The sequence below is a fragment of the Chitinivibrio alkaliphilus ACht1 genome, from assembly GCF_000474745.1.
GTDB classification, from domain to species: Bacteria; Fibrobacterota; Chitinivibrionia; order Chitinivibrionales; family Chitinivibrionaceae; genus Chitinivibrio; species Chitinivibrio alkaliphilus.
On sequence record NZ_ASJR01000007.1, the window covers coordinates 87,153 to 103,891 of the forward strand.

15 protein-coding genes are annotated in these 16,739 nt (G+C 44.7%); 5 read left to right on the forward strand and 10 right to left on the reverse strand.

What is annotated here, in order from left to right:
* Positions 1–47: 47 nt before the first annotated feature.
* The 4 genes from CALK_RS04785 to CALK_RS04800 form a co-directional block, all read right to left on the reverse strand.
* On the reverse strand, positions 48–1,229 hold the full coding sequence (locus tag CALK_RS04785; RefSeq protein ID WP_022636531.1) for a tetratricopeptide repeat protein: 1,182 nt from the start codon (positions 1,227–1,229) through the stop codon (positions 48–50).
* Between the two features lie 76 nt (positions 1,230–1,305).
* Positions 1,306–1,626: a flagellar biosynthesis anti-sigma factor FlgM gene (locus CALK_RS04790; RefSeq protein WP_022636532.1), complete on the reverse strand. Its 321-nt coding sequence runs from the start codon at positions 1,624–1,626 to the stop codon at positions 1,306–1,308.
* Positions 1,627–1,715: 89 nt separating this feature from the next.
* Positions 1,716–2,912, reverse strand: a complete 1,197-nt coding sequence (locus CALK_RS04795; RefSeq protein WP_022636533.1) for a type II secretion system F family protein — start codon at positions 2,910–2,912, stop codon at positions 1,716–1,718.
* Positions 2,913–2,932: 20 nt separating this feature from the next.
* A complete protein-coding gene (locus tag CALK_RS04800) occupies positions 2,933–3,988 on the reverse strand; it encodes a type IV pilus twitching motility protein PilT (RefSeq protein WP_022636534.1) in 1,056 nt (351 codons plus the stop codon).
* Positions 3,989–4,179: 191 nt separating this feature from the next.
* Between CALK_RS04800 and CALK_RS04805 the strand changes: the two genes are divergently transcribed.
* The 5 genes from CALK_RS04805 (at position 4,180) to CALK_RS12805 (ending at position 10,804) form a co-directional block, all read left to right on the forward strand.
* Positions 4,180–6,774 carry a GH36-type glycosyl hydrolase domain-containing protein gene (locus CALK_RS04805; protein WP_022636535.1) on the forward strand — a complete coding sequence of 865 codons (2,595 nt, stop codon included), beginning with the start codon at positions 4,180–4,182 and terminating at the stop codon, positions 6,772–6,774.
* A 141-nt stretch (positions 6,775–6,915) separates the two neighbouring features.
* Positions 6,916–7,752 (forward strand): sigma-70 family RNA polymerase sigma factor, encoded by an 837-nt coding sequence (locus CALK_RS04810; RefSeq protein WP_022636536.1) that lies wholly within the window; start codon positions 6,916–6,918, stop codon positions 7,750–7,752.
* Positions 7,753–7,833: 81 nt separating this feature from the next.
* Positions 7,834–9,627, forward strand: a complete 1,794-nt coding sequence (gene guaA / locus CALK_RS04815) for a glutamine-hydrolyzing GMP synthase (RefSeq protein ID WP_022636537.1) — start codon at positions 7,834–7,836, stop codon at positions 9,625–9,627.
* Positions 9,628–9,794: 167 nt separating this feature from the next.
* Entirely contained in the window at positions 9,795–10,541 is a 747-nt protein-coding gene (locus CALK_RS04820) for a ZIP family metal transporter (RefSeq protein WP_022636538.1), read from the forward strand.
* A gap of 86 nt (positions 10,542–10,627) precedes the next feature.
* Positions 10,628–10,804 (forward strand): hypothetical protein, encoded by a 177-nt coding sequence (locus tag CALK_RS12805; RefSeq protein WP_022636539.1) that lies wholly within the window; start codon positions 10,628–10,630, stop codon positions 10,802–10,804.
* Here the strand turns inward: CALK_RS12805 and CALK_RS04825 are convergent.
* The 6 genes from CALK_RS04825 to CALK_RS04850 form a co-directional block, all read right to left on the reverse strand.
* Positions 10,799–11,668 carry a pirin family protein gene (locus tag CALK_RS04825; protein WP_022636540.1) on the reverse strand — a complete coding sequence of 290 codons (870 nt, stop codon included), beginning with the start codon at positions 11,666–11,668 and terminating at the stop codon, positions 10,799–10,801. The genes CALK_RS12805 and CALK_RS04825 overlap by 6 nt on opposite strands.
* A 145-nt stretch (positions 11,669–11,813) precedes the next feature.
* A complete protein-coding gene (locus tag CALK_RS04830; RefSeq protein ID WP_022636541.1) occupies positions 11,814–13,283 on the reverse strand; it encodes a monomeric [FeFe] hydrogenase in 1,470 nt (489 codons plus the stop codon).
* Positions 13,267–13,527 carry an NADH-quinone oxidoreductase subunit NuoE family protein gene (locus tag CALK_RS04835; protein WP_022636542.1) on the reverse strand — a complete coding sequence of 87 codons (261 nt, stop codon included), beginning with the start codon at positions 13,525–13,527 and terminating at the stop codon, positions 13,267–13,269. Before CALK_RS04835 ends, CALK_RS04830 begins: the two co-directional genes overlap by 17 nt.
* Before the next feature lie 8 nt (positions 13,528–13,535).
* Entirely contained in the window at positions 13,536–14,723 is a 1,188-nt protein-coding gene (locus CALK_RS04840) for a SpoIIE family protein phosphatase (RefSeq protein WP_022636543.1), read from the reverse strand.
* On the reverse strand, positions 14,701–16,404 hold the full coding sequence (locus CALK_RS04845; RefSeq protein ID WP_022636544.1) for a [Fe-Fe] hydrogenase large subunit C-terminal domain-containing protein: 1,704 nt from the start codon (positions 16,402–16,404) through the stop codon (positions 14,701–14,703). The genes CALK_RS04840 and CALK_RS04845 overlap by 23 nt, the downstream gene beginning before the upstream one ends.
* On the reverse strand, positions 16,404–16,643 hold the full coding sequence (locus tag CALK_RS04850) for a (2Fe-2S) ferredoxin domain-containing protein (protein WP_022636545.1): 240 nt from the start codon (positions 16,641–16,643) through the stop codon (positions 16,404–16,406). Before CALK_RS04850 ends, CALK_RS04845 begins: the two co-directional genes overlap by 1 nt.
* Between the last annotated feature and the right edge of the window lie 96 nt (positions 16,644–16,739).

A 16,739-nucleotide genomic window follows, 5' to 3' on the forward strand; every position in this document is an offset into this window, starting at 1 on the left:
TTTACGATGAAACAACCCACACATTCTAGCATAGATAGAAAAAAATGTCAATTACTTTTTAAAAACCGTATCTTATGCAGGGCAAGTTTGTCGAGAGGGTGCTCTTCCAGTATTGCCTTGTATGTGTCAATGGCCTTTTGTATCTGCTCTGATTTTTCATACGCGGCTCCAATTTGATAGCGAACCAAGCGTGTATCAGGACTTCTTTGCAACGCCCTATAGAAATAGGGGAGAGCTCCGCGAGGACGTCCTTCTTTAAGATACAGTATTCCAAGATTATAGTTACTTTGCCAATGAAGGCTGTCTGTTGCTCGAACTGTCTCAAAATAGTTAGCTGCCCGTATGGGGGTATCAAGATGTGAGAAATAGAGTGTGCCGAGGAGAAAGTTCGTTTTCACATCTTCCGGTTTAAGGTGCACCGCTGTTGATAATGCTCGGGCGGCATCTTTATAGCGCTCTTTTTCTAAGAGAATTTTTCCTCTGAGGAGATGACCTTCATGGAAAAGAGGGGTTCTATGGAGCATTGTTTCAATACTTCTCAGCTGTTTCGCAGTAGCTCCTTCTTTTTTGAAGTTACTGTATGATGTAAGAAATATTCCCATGGAAGAGTGGTTGTTTTTGGAACGTAGGGCGGTGCCCAGTTTCTCTGTAATGGTGTAGTCATGGGAGTAGATACGACACCCAATAGTTTTCAGGATATGGGAATCATCTTCTATCAGAGCAAAAAATGAGGGAGAGTTGAGGCTGTCAAGAAGTTCTTTTGTGGGGAGAGCACTGGCGTAGAGAGTTTCTGCGGAAGAACTGTTTTCAAAATTCTGGATAATATAGGTAAGCACTCTTCGTGCATCTTCATGGCGGTTGACTTGCAATAGCAGTTGTGCCATGAAGAGGTGATAGGCTTTGTGGGCAGGGTCGGTTTGGCGAAGGTATTCAGTGTACTTAATAGCTGTGGATATATCTGAGCGACGAGTCGCTTCTTTTGCTGCTGCTTTATACGCCTTCCTCCGGAGTTTTTCTGAAAGCTGGGTCGATGGTTCTTCAAGGGGTGCTGCGCCTTTTGTTGATATCTCTGAAGGAGTGGCGAGTGCCCATATAATAAGAAGTGTAAGTACTGCAACGGTGAGGCTGATAGTGGTAAAGACAATAAACCCGAGGATTTGCCGTTCCCGTGAGGAGAGAGGGAGGTTTTTGATAAGTGGAAGGGTTTCAAATACGGCAAGTTTATTCATGATTACTCTCCATGGCTACTCACATAAAAAAGGAGAGCTGAGAGAGCTCTCCTCCGTATGGTATATGCAGATATTCTTATAATCCGAAATCTCCGATGAGTTTATCTGCCAAGGTATCAGCAAAATTGGAAGAGTTATAGTACCCCGACTCAATTTTTTCCTGGACATCGGATATGCGTTCATCCCGTATGTCCGGTTCGGCGTCTAGGCGTGCTGATAATAACTGAGCCTGTGCTTCTGTTCCGTGTGTTTTCGCGGCGGAAGCTGAAAGGCTTGCTGTATCTGTCCGCCCTGTTCGGGAAGGGCTTTGTGGTCCAGCGGTCTTCTTTTTATCAGAAGTGGAGTGTATTTTTCTAAATTCGGCTGAGACCATGTTGTTTATGGATTCAAGTCTCATACCAACCTCCTGTGTCATGTTTGTCTCTATGTAAGAGATCGGAATAATTTTCCTGTATCTTTAGGAAAAAGGGAAAAAAGTGCATTCTTTTATACCCCGCCAATCATGGTGAACATGGGCATGTACATAGCAATCAATATGCTACCAATGATAATGCCCATAATAACAATCATAATGGGTTCAATAACGCTGGTTAAACTTTCCACGGCAGCATCCACTTCTTCTTCATAAAATTTTGCGACCTTGGCAAGCATGCTTGATATATCCCCTGTTTTTTCACCAACAGCAATCATGTGAAGTACCATGGGGGGGAATATTCCCACGTCTTTCAACGGGGCTGAAATACTTTTCCCCCCTTTTATCTCTTCTACAGAGCGGAGTAGGCCTTCTTCAATGGGTTTTACCCCTGCTGTCTTAGCTGTAATGGTCATCGCTTGGATGATATTAATCCCTGATGACAGGAGTGTTCCCAAGGTTTGGGAGAATCGACTTACTGCTGTTTTAAGAACCAAATTTCCTACAACAGGGGTGCGAAGGATGAGTTTGTCGATATTTCGTTTTCCTCCCTCCGTTTTGTTGTATTGGTAGATTCCCGTAGCAATTGCTACAATTATAAGTACAATTTGAATAAAATAGGTGCGGAGAAAATTGGATACGTCAACAACAAGTTGTGTTGATGCTGGAAGATCTCGTCCCATGCCTCCGAAGAGATCTGCAAAGGTTGGGACTACAAAGGTAAGCATAATGGTGGTGGCAGCCACACAGACAACAATCAATACTATGGGATAGGTGAGGGCACCCTTTACTTTTCGCCGAAGCTTACTGTTTTTTTCCATGTATTCTGCAAGACGGAGCAGTATTTCATCAAGATTACCGGAGGCCTCACCAGCGGCAATCATGTTGCAGTACAGGCCATCAAAAATCTTTGGATGCTTCCGCATTGAGTCAGCAAGGGTATTTCCACCCTGTATATCCATGGAGATTTCCTTCAAAGCATTTTGGAGTACGGGAACTTCCGTTTGTGCTGCCAAAATATCCATACATTGCACGAGGGGAAGGCCTGCGTCAATCATTGCGGCAAACTGCCGAGTAAATCGGGAGACATCGTCGAGTTTGGGATTTCCCTGCATAAATCCCAACTGCTTTTGCTTCTTTTCTCGTACCGATGTCGGGCGTATCCCTCGTTTTCGTAACTGCGCTATGACACTGTTTTTATCAGCGCCCTTAATTTCACCATTTACTTGTTTTCTATTCTTATCAACGCCTGAATATTGAAAGGTTGGCATTCTCTCTCCTTTATGAGTGTTTATTCAAACAGCAGCTTTTCCAAGCCTTTTGGGTCGGGACTCTTTTTCATAATGTCCTTGAGGGATACACTATTCTCATGGTAGAGTCGAGCCAAATCGCTGTTCATTGTGTGCATGCCGTCCTGTGATCCCACTTCCATCATACCGGGTAGTTGATGGAGCTTATCATCACGGATGAGCTGCCGAATCCCGGAGTTTGGAACAAGGAGTTCCGTGGCAACAACCCGCCCGCCTTGTACTTTGGGAAGAAGACTCTGGCTCACAATTGCCTCAAGTACCATGGAAAGCTGCGTACGAATAGTTGATTTTTGATTTGCGGGAAATACGTCAACAATCCGGCTGATTGTTTTTGGGGCTGAATTTGTATGGAGGGTTGCAAAGGTGAGGTGCCCTGTTTCTGCAATTGTTAAGGCAGCTTTTATGGTTTCCAAATCGCGCAACTCACCGATGAGCACGATATCTGGGTCCTGTCGAAGTGCCGACTTTAAGGCCGTTGCAAAATCGTTCGTGTCATGATCAATCTCCCGTTGATTAATCATGCATCCTTTATGATGGTGCACAAACTCAATGGGGTCTTCGATTGTGAGAATATGTTCGGCCCGGTTTTCGTTGAGGTAGTCAATCATCGAGGCCAAGGTGGTCGACTTACCGCTTCCCGTAGGTCCCGTTACAAGAATAAGGCCGTTGGGACGATCCATAAGATCTTTAATTATGGGGGGAAGCCCCAAGTCATCGAAGGCATGAATTTCTGTGGGGATAATTCGTAGAGAGGTTGCTACACAGCCGCGTTGAAGAAATACGTTTGCCCGAAATCGTCCAATATTTTTAGCACCAAAGGAGAAGTCAATTTCGTTGTTTTGCTCAAAATGCTTTCGCTGCTTTTCAGTCATAATGCTGTATGCAAGGGCTTCTGTTTGGGTTTTGTTAAGCCGCTCTGTCCCACCGGGGTTCAGTTTTCCGTCAATACGGTACATGGGGGGGAGTCCTGCTGTGATATGAACGTCGGACGCCCCAAGGTCGAGGCATTTTTTGAGCAGTTCCTGAAATGATGCCATGGTATGTCTTCTCCCGGTTATCCATTAATTCACCTAAATATAACCTAGTATACCCTTATTCAGCAATTATTTCACGAAGAAATTCCCATTTCATTCTTCACGGATAAAATTGCCTTGCGGGAAATAACAAATATTATATTATCTGAAATCAGTGTGCAAAGTAACTATTCAATTTACAGGAAGGTTTTAGAATGACTGACACAAAGAGAAATAATGGTTCGTTCAGTTTTTCAAAAGACAACGAAGTTCTCATTAAAGAGAAAAGCGGTGATATGACCAGGGAACCGTGGCTTATGCTTCTTGCACGTCGAGAAAAAAAGCCTACGGAAACACTCTGCTGGGGATTGACAAATAATGGTACTACCTTCGCCCGTATTGGTACACAGGAAGGTGATATCCTGAATGGCTTCGTCCATGAAGATCCGTATAAGACTCGTCTTTTGGGGCCCTACGCCTATCTTGTTGATGAGGATGGTTCGTATTTTTCCAATACGTGGTATCCTGTACTACACGAAGACCAAACCCTTGATACCACCTACGGCTTCGGCTACGTTGTCTATAAAACCTCCTATAACAACCTTGATGTTGAGACAACCAACTTTGTTCCGAATGAATATGATGCCATGGTGCAAATACTTAAAATTAAGAATACAGGGTCATCGCAGCGTACGGTAAAACTCTATAATGTGAATCCCATTAATATTGGTGATGCTCGGGATATACAGTTTTCCGGATTTAATACACTCATGATGGGTGGCGCTACTATTGATCGTGATGTAAACGGTGTTGTGTGGCGTAATAGCTATGGGATCCCTTTTACTGATAATGAAGAACGAATTAACGGCGTTTTTGGAAAAGTTGCGGTGCACACCACCTCCTTGGAAAATAAAAGCTTTTCTACTCGCTATGATGAGTTTGTTGGTCACCACACGAATACCATGGCAAATCCGGAAGCAGTTGTTTCAGGCGCAGAGCTTCCCAACCGTGATGCCCATGAACTTACTTCTGCCTTGTCTGCTATTCAAAATGAATTAACCCTTGCTCCCGGTGAAGAGCGTGAGGTTGTTGTTGTATTAGCAGCAGCAAGCACTGAAGACTACTACTGCGAAAACAAACGTGACCTTAAGGCCTTTCTTGCAGATGCCCTGAAACCGGAAAAAGCATGGAAGATGTTCCAATCTGTAAAGGATGATTGGAATGGCGAGCTTGATATGCTCCAGGTTTCAGTTGATGGACTTGAAGAGTTGACACCAAGCTTTAAGTGGTTGCAGTATCAGTGTGCCATGGTTGCTCTTCTAAACCGTATGAAATCTCGTTTTCACTCTGGTTTTGAGTATGGATATGGGTTCCGCGATATTCTTCAAGATCTTTTGGCTCTGTTGCCCTACGATCCGGCAGGTGCCAAGGAGTTGATTAAATATACTGCTCAGCAAATGTTTTCTGATGGATATGTGTATCACAATTTCTATGTGAGCTCTCCCGGCGTAAAAGAGTTTGTTGCCAGTGATGATCCCCTCTGGCTTATCTTCGCTGTGTGTGAGTACATAAAAGAAAGCGGCGATATGGATATCCTCGATGAGGTTGTGCCTTACGTTGATGCCATGGAAGGGCATCCTCCTGCAAAAGGTACCATCCTTGAGCATTTAGAAACCGGTATCCATAAAGTGTGGACTCAGTCGGATGAAGGACTTCCCTATCTGCTTATGGCAGATTGGAATGATGATCTTTCCGGTCTTTTTGCTCACACCTCAACTATGGCAGCACAGCAGCTCTACAAAGCCTTGAATGATATGGTAGAACTTCTTGAGCTCAAAGGGGCTGATTCAGACTTGGTTGCCGACTACAAGGAAAAGGCAAAAATTGTAAAGAAGAGTGTAGAGGAGCGTTGTATTGATAAGCGTGGACATTATATCCGTGCGGTTGCTCCTAAAAATGGTGATTTTGAATCTGCTTTAAATAAAATTAAGCCTGGTATGAGCGGCTTGGATATGGAAGATATTCGCAAAGAGCTCACTGATGCTAAAGAGGCCGGACATCTGATTGATATGGGCAGCAGTGACACCGATGGATATACCTTTCTTTCAACAATTGCCTGGGCAGGATTCTCTGGGATTGCTGATAAGGATCGTTTCGCCAAATGTGTGGATGTGTGTGATGCCGATCTTGATGATCCTTACGGTGTAATGCTTTGTCAAGGTGATACGGAGATGGTTGAAGGGAAACTTCCCAGTGATGATCAGGCCTGGAAAAGAAATGCACCGGGTAAAAAAGAAAATGGTGGCGGGTTCCGTCATTTGGAATCTTGGTATATTGCATCGTTGGCGAAGTTTGGCTACGGTAAGAAAGCAGTTGACGTATATATGAAAACACTTCCTGCAAAATGCTCAGAAAAAGATCCGTACCAATACGCGGTTGAACGTTTTGTCTATCCTGAGTATATTTCCGGTCCTGCATCGAATGATCATGGAAAAGCAGGGCATACGTGGCTTACTGGTACCGCGCCGACTCGACTGGGTGTTTTGATTGACTGGATCTTTGGGGTTCGTCGAGATTATAAGGGTCTTGTTATTGATCCATGTGTGGACCCTCAGTGGAAGAAGTTCTCCTTGGTGCGTCATTTCCGTGGATGCAAGTTTACCATTAATTTCAGCAATCCTCAGGGGGTTGAAAAGGGTGTTGCATCTATTACTGTTGATGGTAAAAAGATTGATGGTCAGGTTATTCCCGTTACTTCTGCATCGTGTTGTGATAATTGCGAGCACGTTGTTGATGTGGTCATGGGATAAGCGAGTACTATTTTCGGGTATAGTGAGGGGAAGATCATTTGATCTTCCCCTCCTTTCGTATAGGGAAGCGAAATATTGTTGCAAGGGAGTATGGTCCTTATATAAATTATAGGTGGTACGCCTATACTAACGGGAGGTAATGTGCAACAATCAAGGGCTGAGTCCCTCTATTTCAGAGATATTAATAAATATGATCTTCTCTCTGATGAAGAAGAGTTGGAAGTTATTGAGCGTGTACAAAAAGGTGATAAAAAAGCCGCGGATACTCTCATAACGTCAAATCTTCGATTTGTTGTTAGTGTTGCTCGCAAGTATCGAGGGCGTGGCTTAAGCTATTTAGAGCTGATTAATGAGGGCAATCTTGGCCTTTTAAAGGCTGCGCAACGGTATGATAAAGAAAAGAAAGTAAAATTTATTTCCTACGCGGTGTGGTGGGTGCGCCAGTCTATTCAAAAGGCTGTTTTTGAACAGACCTCCTCCGTACGCATTCCCATGAATAAAATCACCTTGGTAAATAAGTTTAAAAAAGCCTTAGAAGCAAATGATGGAGATTTTGATAAGACGATTAATCAGGAAGAGTTTCGTGGAAGTAAAATAGATATTCTTGATGTGCTTGAAAAAAGTGTTGAAATCTCCCTTGATACACCAATTGGAAACAGCCCCGATGATGATGGGGGGCGTTCGCTCCTCGATATTATTAATGAGCCAGCAACGCAGGAAGATGAAAGTGCGATGCGGGAATTAACCGGAATTATCAATAAAGCCATGATGCGGCTCAACTCCCGGGAAGAGAAGATTGTTCGTATGTATTATGGGGTAAATTTTTCAAAAAGCTTTACCCTTGAGGAGATTGGCGAGGAGCTAAATCTTACGCGCGAACGTGTACGTCTGATTCGCGATCGGGCATTGCGAAAGCTGTATAAAAACCCCACGGTTCGTGAAGAAATGAACGATTATATTGATGATAAGGGGATGTGACTCCTTTTTTGTAAAGATTCTTCTCTTCTGGTTTTGCAGGATTTATTTTTAGCCAACTTTACTCAGAGGAGCGTTCTTATAATGGATACCGTTGCAGTTGTCGATTTCGGGGGACAGTACACTCATCTTATCGCAAATAGAATACGTCGCTTGAATGTGTATTCAGAAATTGTTCAACCAGAGATAACACCCGAAAAACTGCGTCGCTATTCTGCGATTATTTTTAGTGGTGGTCCTCATTCGGTGACAGATCCCAACAGCCCCACTGTAGATCCACGTATTCTTGACATGAACATTCCGATTCTCGGTATCTGCTATGGACATCAGCTTATTGCAAAACTCATGGGTGGTTCGGTATATTCTGCTGGTTCTGCAGAGTATGGTCGCGCTGCTATTCGTATTACAGATAAAAATACGCTCTTTGCCGAATGTGACGATACTGAACATGTGTGGATGAGTCATGGAGATTCTGTGGAAGAGCTTCCTGAAGGGTTTTCCGTACTTGCCTCTACGGATGATTGTCCCTATGCCGCGGTTGTGCATACAGAAAAACGTCTTTTTGGTATTCAATTTCATCCTGAAGTAACTGATTCAGTACACGGAATGGAAATGCTCGATAATTTTCTCTCCTTCAGTGGCGTGCAACGAGACTGGTCGTCTAAAAACTTTATCTCTGAAATATCTGAAGATATCCGAAATCAGTGTGGAGATCGGAAGGTTTTTCTGCTGGTTTCAGGTGGGGTTGATTCCACCGTTGCCTTTGCACTGCTTAATACCGTTCTTGGCCCTGATCGAGTAGTCGGCTTGCACGTTGATAATGGGTTGATGCGGCAAGATGAGTCAGCTGAAATAATGACTTTCATGAAAGAAAATGGCTTTGACAACCTTCATATCTACGATGCAGAAGAGGAGTTTCTTTCCGTACTTGCCGGGAAATATTCTCCAGAGGAAAAACGAAGTATTATCGGTACTGAGTTCATCGAAGTTAAGACACGTGCACAGAAAAAAATGGGGCTTAATTCTGATGAATGGATGATTGCCCAAGGAACCATCTATCCGGATACAATTGAATCTGCAGGAACAAAAAATGCGAGCAAGATTAAGACACATCATAATCGTGTTGATGTTGTTCTTGACCTTATTGAACAGGGGTTGGTTATTGAGCCCTTGGCTTCTCTCTATAAGGATGAAGTTCGATTGGTTGGTGAGGAACTGGGTATTCCTCATAATCTCGTGTGGCGGCATCCCTTTCCTGGCCCGGGCCTTGGGGTTCGTTGTCTGTGTTCTCCTGGTGGTACGGAGAACATTCCCACCCATGATGCAAGTACAGTACAAGATATTGCTGATGCAGAGGGCTATATTGGACAGATTCTCCCAATTAAATCGGTGGGGGTGCAAGGCGATAGTCGCACCTATGCGCATCCAGCCCTGCTCTGCGGTGACCGAAATTGGGAAAATCTTGACTCAATTTCTACGCGCCTTACCAATTCTGTCCGCGGGGTAAACCGTGTTGTCTATGCCCTCTATATTGAAGACAAGGCGGAGTACAATCTTGTTGAAGCTTACCTTACGAAGGAGCGCCTTGATCGGCTTCGTGTTCTTGATCATATTGTAACAGAAACCCTGTATGCGACAGGAGAATATGATACAATTTGGCAGATGCCGGTGGTACTTCTTCCTTTAGTGAATTCTGCGGGCAATGAGTGTGCTGTGTTACGCCCGATTGTATCGCGTGAGGCCATGACAGCTCGTTTCTGTCCTCTCACTGATACTGCTATAGAATCAATTATTGCACAAGCAAAAGAGATTGATGGCATTGGAGATATCTTCTTTGATTTAACTCATAAACCCCCGGGAACAATTGAGTGGGAATAATCGTGGTGAGTTGCCCCTCTCTTTTCGGGTGGCATTTTTTGACATTTTTTTTAGACGGTGTATGGGTATAACTCATAAAAAAACTTTTTCCTGTTTTTTTGTGATATCTATGTATATTAGGCATGTCTAACTATTCGTGTAACCAGTATATAAGCAAAGGAGCTCTTTTGGAAAGTATCGTCTATAGTTTTTATGCGGGTATCTCTACAGCCCTTGGAGTTGTATTACTCATGATCTTCGGAAAGCCAAATAAACAAGCCTTGGCGACGTTACTTGGTTTTGCTGGTGGGATTATGATTGCAATTTCTCTTTTTGAATTACTACCGGAGTCTGTTGATATTGGGTCGATGCCTGCTTCCGTGGTAGGTTTTATTTTTGGAGTTGCCCTTATGTTTCTCGTCGATAAGGTTCTTCCTCACTCACATGTTGCTACGCCGGATAGCTTTGAAGTGGAAAATCCAGAAAAGATACAAGCTGTTGAAAATCCTATTTTGCGTACGGGGTATTTAGTCCTTTTTGGGATAGCCCTGCACAACTTACCTGAGGGAATCGCCATTGGAGCAGGGTTGGAGTCAAGTCCGCAGCTGGGACTCATGGTGGCTGTTGCTGTTGCTCTTCACAATATTCCTGAAGGCCTAGCCATTGCGGGGCCATTAAAATCGGGCGGTCTTTCAAGCTTTAAAATACTCCTTCTCACACTCTCCGCTGGACTTATGACTCCCGTAGGAGCTATAATTGGGCACTTCTTTTTTAATCTTTCTGAAGTGTTTGTCGGGGGAGCTCTTGCCTTTGCTGCTGGTGCTATGGTGTATATTGTAAATGATGAACTTGTCCCCAACGCAAATAAATTGCACACTCATTTTGCCAATCTTGGCATTATGGGCGGTATTATTCTTGGGTTTGGGATATTTTAACAAGGAAGATCTTTTTTTCTAATATTTTGTTTCAGCATGGGTGATACTATATATTTACGTATCACCCTTTTTTTATGAGGTCACGTATGAAATCAGACGATGTAACCCCCCATGATCTTCTCGTATTAACGAAGGATATTGTTGCTTCAGCAGTGCGAAAAGATGACTTTGTTGTTCCTCCTAAGAAAATTGCTGAAATGATAGAAGAAGTATATGGTTCACTCAAAAAAGTATATGAAGATGAAGCCACAAGATATCTATGAAAGATGTCCCATGGCACCGTCATAATAATCGGTAAAGGCTTGGTCTATTTCCTTAGATGTATTCATAACAAAGGGGCCTCGACCTGCAATTGGCTCCTTGAGCGGTTCTCCGGTAAGAATAAGTATTCGTGTATCTGTTGTGCTCTGTAGGGTAATCAGTGAGCCATCTTGAGAAAAAAGTGCTGTTTCTTTAGAATTGAGAGGGGTGTCCAGAGAGTTGCAGTGAACGCACCCCCGCAAGACTGCTACGATGGTGGTATGCCCTGTGGGTAATGTAAGAGTAGAGGACTCGGATGAACGAAGAAAGAGATCCCATACATTCATAGGAGTATGCGTTTTTGCAGGCCCTGGGATATTATTGTAGGTTCCTGCGATCGGGCGTATCCATCCCTTTTCTCCTTCAAGGTTGATTGTTGGTATTTCTTGAGCTGCAATGCTTTGGTATGCCGGGGCAGTCCATTTTTTCTTCCGAGGGAGATTTACCCAAAGTTGTACCATTTCCATTGTGCCTCCCTGTTGTGCGAAGGCGGCACTGTGAAACTCTTCGTGGACGATGCCAGCTCCCGCTGTCATCCACTGTACATCTCCCGTTGCAATACACCCACCACCACCGGAAGAGTCCCGGTGGGCTATTTCACCGTCATAGGCGATAGTAACGGTTTCAAACCCACGGTGGGGATGTTCACCAATGCCTTTTTTTTGTTTGGTTGGGGGAAACTCCTTCGGTTCTGCGTAATCAAGAAGGAGAAATGGAGAAAGGTCTTCTCCACCATGGTGATAGGTGAAAAGAGAGCGGACAAAAAAACCATCCCCCACCCAATGATCTGTGGTGTGGATCGGTCTATAGATACATGTTTTTTCCATGGGACCTCCGTATAAAAAGGAATACTACAGTATATATTACCACGGTGTATGAGAGGAGAATTTTCACCCTTTGAAAAAGCTCTGTTGTGGTAAAATACAAAGAACCGTTGTCTATTCCATTGAACCAGAGTGGGAAAGCCTCATTTTAGGTGATACTTGGTTGTGTTGACTCCTCGGTATGAGTTTGTACATACTGCTCTAGCTTTTTGGTACTCAGAGCAGGGGGGGCGATTATTCCCGGCCCACCAAGGCACCCACCGTGACATGACATGACCTCCACGAGCTTTCCTTGAAATTTTCCGTTACCAGCAGCACGAAGCATGGCGAGTCCTTTTTTATCAAGTCCGTCTATACAGAGAGTAGATGCCGTAGTAGCTGTTTGTTTTTCTACTTCCTGGGCAACGGCTGTGCTAACCCCGCCTGATGTGGCAAATCCCCAGGCTTCTGCAGAGGCATTGGACGAATCAAAGGGGGTTTCCGCAAGATCTTCAATTTGAAGCCCCTCTGCTAAAAAGAGTGAGCCCAACTCCTCGTACGTTAGGACAAACTCTACGGATGAGTCGCGCTGTGCTTCGGCCTTCTTTGCTACACAGGGACCAATAAATACTCGGGGGGCACCGGGGTATCGCTGAGATGCCATTTCAGCAGAATAGTATAAGGGACTCTTTGTATGGGAGAGATGTGGGGTGAATTCTGGTACGTGTTTTCGCACAGCTTCTGTATACGCTGGACAACATGAAGTACCCATGGTGGTCGGCCCGTCTTTCTGTAAGATCATATATTCTTCTGCTTCCAAGGTAATGGTTTTGTCGGCCCCTTCAGCAACTTCTTCCACATGGGAAAAGCCAAGTTGGTGTAAGGCTGTTACAACTTGCCCCATGGTTCCGGGAAACTGGCCTACTAACGATGGTGCCACCAAGGCAACGATGGGGGTACTGCTCCATAACAGGCGAGCTACGTCCACGAGAGAGCTTCGTTCCATGACAGCGCCAAAGGGGCAACTTCTTGTGCAGCGTCCACAGAATATGCATTTATCGTAATTAATGCGGGCTTTGCCGTCCTTTCCTTTTGAAATAGCTCGAACAGGACATTTTTCTTCGCAGGGCACCGGAGTATATGATATGGCGCTATATGGACAGACCTTGGTGCATTTTTTACAGTTGATACAGGATGTTGTATCTATTTTAGCGTGTCCGTCAACCATGGTAATGGCAGAGACAGGACAGGTGTGCCTACAGGGCCGAGCAACACAGCCCATGCACATATCTGAGACGGTATGAGTACCACCTCTGCATGCACTGCAGGCCATATCAATAACTGTTAATACCGGATTCGGACGTTCCTGTCGTGTGAGAGCCTGCTCTGCATATTCTGCAAGGGCGAGGTATTCGTTGTCATCTTCTTCTATGGAAAACCCCAAGAGCGCCATTAGCCGGTATCGAAGCATGGCTCGATCTTTGTATACACAGCAACGACTCGCTTCACCATGTATACGGGGGCGTAAATCAATAGGGATATGATCGAGGCGATATAATTCTTCCTTACGCACAGCCTTAAGCATGGCCGCACCAAGTTGTTTTCGAATGCGTGTTGTTTCATTATTTATGGTCAGCATGGAGTACCTCGCGAAGTTTGCTTTCTACGGTGGAACGATCTGCTGCTTCGTATATGTGCCCGTCAATTTCAATAAATGGAGGGGTGGCGTGTATGTCTTTGCATTTGCCCAGACAAGTGGCCCCCTCAACGGTAATACGTTGACAAATCTCTTCGGGAAGATACTCTTCCACGGCGAGAAGGTCACAGCTTCCCATGATATAGCAGGTAGTTCCAAGGCATATTTTGAGTGTTTCAGGTTCCATCGGTTCTCCTATATGAATTCCAGACTGGTCTGTTTTAAGTGTTTTTTCTCAAGAATTTCAATTATTCGTGTAATAATATTTCTCCTAATTCCCACTTCTACGGGCATGGAAGGGTCTTGATGGGCTTCGTTTATTTTTGTTCCAATGAGAAAATGTACTTCATCACTCTCAATAAGGAGTTTTGTAAGGGCATAGGCGGGATCCTTCGTTGCCGTGGGTATATTTGGGTATGCTCCAAGATACTCAACTGTTTTTGAAAGGGTTAAGATTCCTTCTGTAACTAAATCAACTCCTTCAAGGGTTGAAGATGGGGGGACATGGCGGGTTCTGTTGTGGAGTTGAATCTGTAGGGGTTTTTCCCAGATTCGTGAGATAATACGAGCAGTTGTGCCACCACAGATGATTTTTTTTCCCGTAAATTCAGCACAGGTACGGGCCATACGTGTATCCTCTGCTGTTTTGAGTGATGGTCCCGAAACAAGAAGGGTTTTTCGTGGAGTTCGCACATACAGCGAGGCGCAGGTAATGTCATCCTGTGCGCGGGATCTATCATGAGAGAGCGCGCGTTGGGTAATTTTTTCTGCAAGGGCGCGGGCGGATATCTGAGGGGTTCGGTGTAAAATATCCACAATAAATTCTGAAACTGCCTCCGGTCTCCACCCCAGGGGAAACCGGGGCGATCCCATTCCAGATTGGGGTACTCCGTCTGAGAAAAAGACCAATCGATCTCCATGGTGTAAATCGAGGGGGGTATGAAGCAATACTTCTTCTTTAAATGCCGTGGAACGATGAAGCACAATTTGTCGAGGCTTTGTAGTAACGGGGCGATTATTTCTAAGAAGTATGAGAGAGGGAGTGTCATATTCAATGAGGTTTGCCCTTCCCCGATTGTCCATGTGAAGCATGGTGAAGGTGGCATAGCTAATACGGCGTTCTTTACAGACGGGCAGTGAGTTCATTATAATCTCTGCTGATTGTCTGATGTCCATAGCTCCGTTTAGGAACCGATGCCCCATGTGAGCTGTGAGATTGGCGAGTACATGGGCTTTTACCCCACTGCCTAGGCCGTCAGAAAGTACTGCTGTGATAGAGCCATCCGTACTACATCGACGTTTAATAAAAACGTCTCCGCCAATCCGTTCAGTATGTTTATAGTGTTGACTATATTCCAGTTCAATAAAAGGATGCTCCACCACGGCTTTCACCCTCCTGACTTGGTCGAAATGTTTCTATAATTGAGTTGAGCATCAGTTGCGTCTCTGCGGCATTTTCTCCAAGGAGAGAAGCAATGGTTTGTACGGTGGAGAGGTTCTTTTGAATCACCTCTTCTGTTTTTCCAATAACTTCTTCAGCCTTTACAGCGGGGCTGGTAATATCTTGAAATATTGCGCCTGCTTGGCGATGATCGTTTATCTGGAATAGGAAGATTCGGTAAATTTTATTGTGAATGGTTTGACGGATTTCATGGGTCTTCTTTTTCTTTTCAAATAGATGGGAGAATAAGGCATCACAGGGAATGAGCTGGTGCAGAGGTTTTCCTCGCAGTTGTTGTAACTCCTTGTGAGAGAGAGAAAACTCAATATCAGAAAAAAGAGACATGAATTTTGCATTGCACTCTACAATACGTAGCGCACTGTCCACAAGAACAACTCCGAGGGGGATGGTGCGTAATAGCGCATCATTTTTTTCTTCTGCTTGTCGGCGCATGTGAACTACACACATGGTTGTTTCTGCCTTTCCAAGCAAACAGGCCCGGGCAAAATCGCGGCATGAATTATAGCCGCAGCCGGCGCAATTTATTTCGTCTTCTGCAGAATATTTACCGATATCTCTCAGTACCGTAGTTATTTCGTGGGGGTAAAAAAAGGGCGATGTAAGGGGCAGGTTCGTACCATAGGAATAGTGGGGGCTCTGGTGCAAAAGGGCTGGGACAGATGGATGTTTTCTACCAGGTATAATGCTGAGTTCGCGAAGAATGGTGGTATTTGTTGTGGTACATCCGGCGCCGTTAATACAGCCTCCGGCACAGGAGAGAAGTTCTAGGAATACCGGCGGCATTGTCTCTGCGGAGGTTTTCTTCAATGTTTCCACAATATGGTCGATGCCGGAATAGGAAAGGGTTTGACGGGTATCTCCCCGCTCTTTCATTACTTCACTCATCCCTCCATCAAGGGGAAAGCGTGTACCATTGTGAGCACCATAAGGGATAAATGTTCCTCCATGCTTCTTCTGCGATTCTCCCTGTGTACGGAGTAATTCTCTGAGCTCAGAGAAGGTAAGTGCCAGGTCTATGGCGGTGTCCTCGCGATCCGCTTCAAGCTTCTTTGCAGGACAGGGACCGGCAAAAATAACCTTCGTTTCAGGGCCGTACTGTTCTTTGAGCATACACGCATGTGCCATTAGTGGGCTCATTGCTTGAGATACATGGCTGAGAAGATGGGGGAGATAGGTTGTAATGAGTTCCACCACGGGCGGACACGCCGTGGATATGGTAAAATCATGGGGGTGGTGTTGTAGATAGTCCGAGATGATTTCAGCTCCTAGGGCAGTTTCTGAAACACCGAAAAAACCGAGGGACTGTATTTCTGCAATAAGCTCTTCTGGAGAGCGGTCAGAAAACTCAGCGCCATAGCTTGGGGCAAGGCTGAGAATGGTTGTTTCAGCAGTATCGAGCAGATTTCGAGCCCGTGATATGTCACATCGTATTTTTTTTGCACCGGCGGGGCACACAAGGGTGCATTTTCCGCAGAATATGCAGTACGTATGATTTACTACCGCGCTGGAGTTTACTACCTCAATGGCCTTTACCGGGCATTGTCGCACACATTTATAGCAGTCTTGGCATGCTCGCTGTTCTGTGTATATGGGGGCGTGCATTACTCTTTCCTTTGATGGTGTGCCAATAGAGTGGGGAGGTCGTGAGGAGAAACGTCTGTGTAGGCAGTGGAATTAATTTCAATGTGAGGTCCCTTTTTGCATGCTTCCATGCAAAGTTGTCCCGTGAGCTCTATGCGTACATCTTCAGTTGTTCGTGAAGACATCTTTTCAAGTAGGGCCAGATTTTGATTATTTCCGCGGCTGTAACAGGAGCTTCCCATACAAATTTTTACGTGCACAGCGACCTTCTTTGTATAAATTTATATCGATAAAGATATATCTTTATTTGGCTTTCGCAATCTTTTTTTCGTATTTTATGTATATTACCGATTTTA

Coding starts and splice junctions, on each gene's coding strand:
- guaA (WP_022636537.1), top strand. CDS start 7,834: ATGGATACCGTTGCAGTTGTCGATTTCGGGGGACAGTACACTCATCTT.
- CALK_RS12805 (WP_022636539.1), top strand. CDS start 10,628: ATGAAATCAGACGATGTAACCCCCCATGATCTTCTCGTATTAACGAAG.
- CALK_RS04825 (WP_022636540.1), bottom strand. CDS start 11,668: ATGGAAAAAACATGTATCTATAGACCGATCCACACCACAGATCATTGG.
- CALK_RS04785 (WP_022636531.1), bottom strand. CDS start 1,229: ATGAATAAACTTGCCGTATTTGAAACCCTTCCACTTATCAAAAACCTC.
- CALK_RS04805 (WP_022636535.1), top strand. CDS start 4,180: ATGACTGACACAAAGAGAAATAATGGTTCGTTCAGTTTTTCAAAAGAC.
- CALK_RS04830 (WP_022636541.1), bottom strand. CDS start 13,283: ATGCTGACCATAAATAATGAAACAACACGCATTCGAAAACAACTTGGT.
- CALK_RS04835 (WP_022636542.1), bottom strand. CDS start 13,527: ATGGAACCTGAAACACTCAAAATATGCCTTGGAACTACCTGCTATATC.
- CALK_RS04845 (WP_022636544.1), bottom strand. CDS start 16,404: ATGCACGCCCCCATATACACAGAACAGCGAGCATGCCAAGACTGCTAT.
- CALK_RS04790 (WP_022636532.1), bottom strand. CDS start 1,626: ATGAGACTTGAATCCATAAACAACATGGTCTCAGCCGAATTTAGAAAA.
- CALK_RS04800 (WP_022636534.1), bottom strand. CDS start 3,988: ATGGCATCATTTCAGGAACTGCTCAAAAAATGCCTCGACCTTGGGGCG.
- CALK_RS04795 (WP_022636533.1), bottom strand. CDS start 2,912: ATGCCAACCTTTCAATATTCAGGCGTTGATAAGAATAGAAAACAAGTA.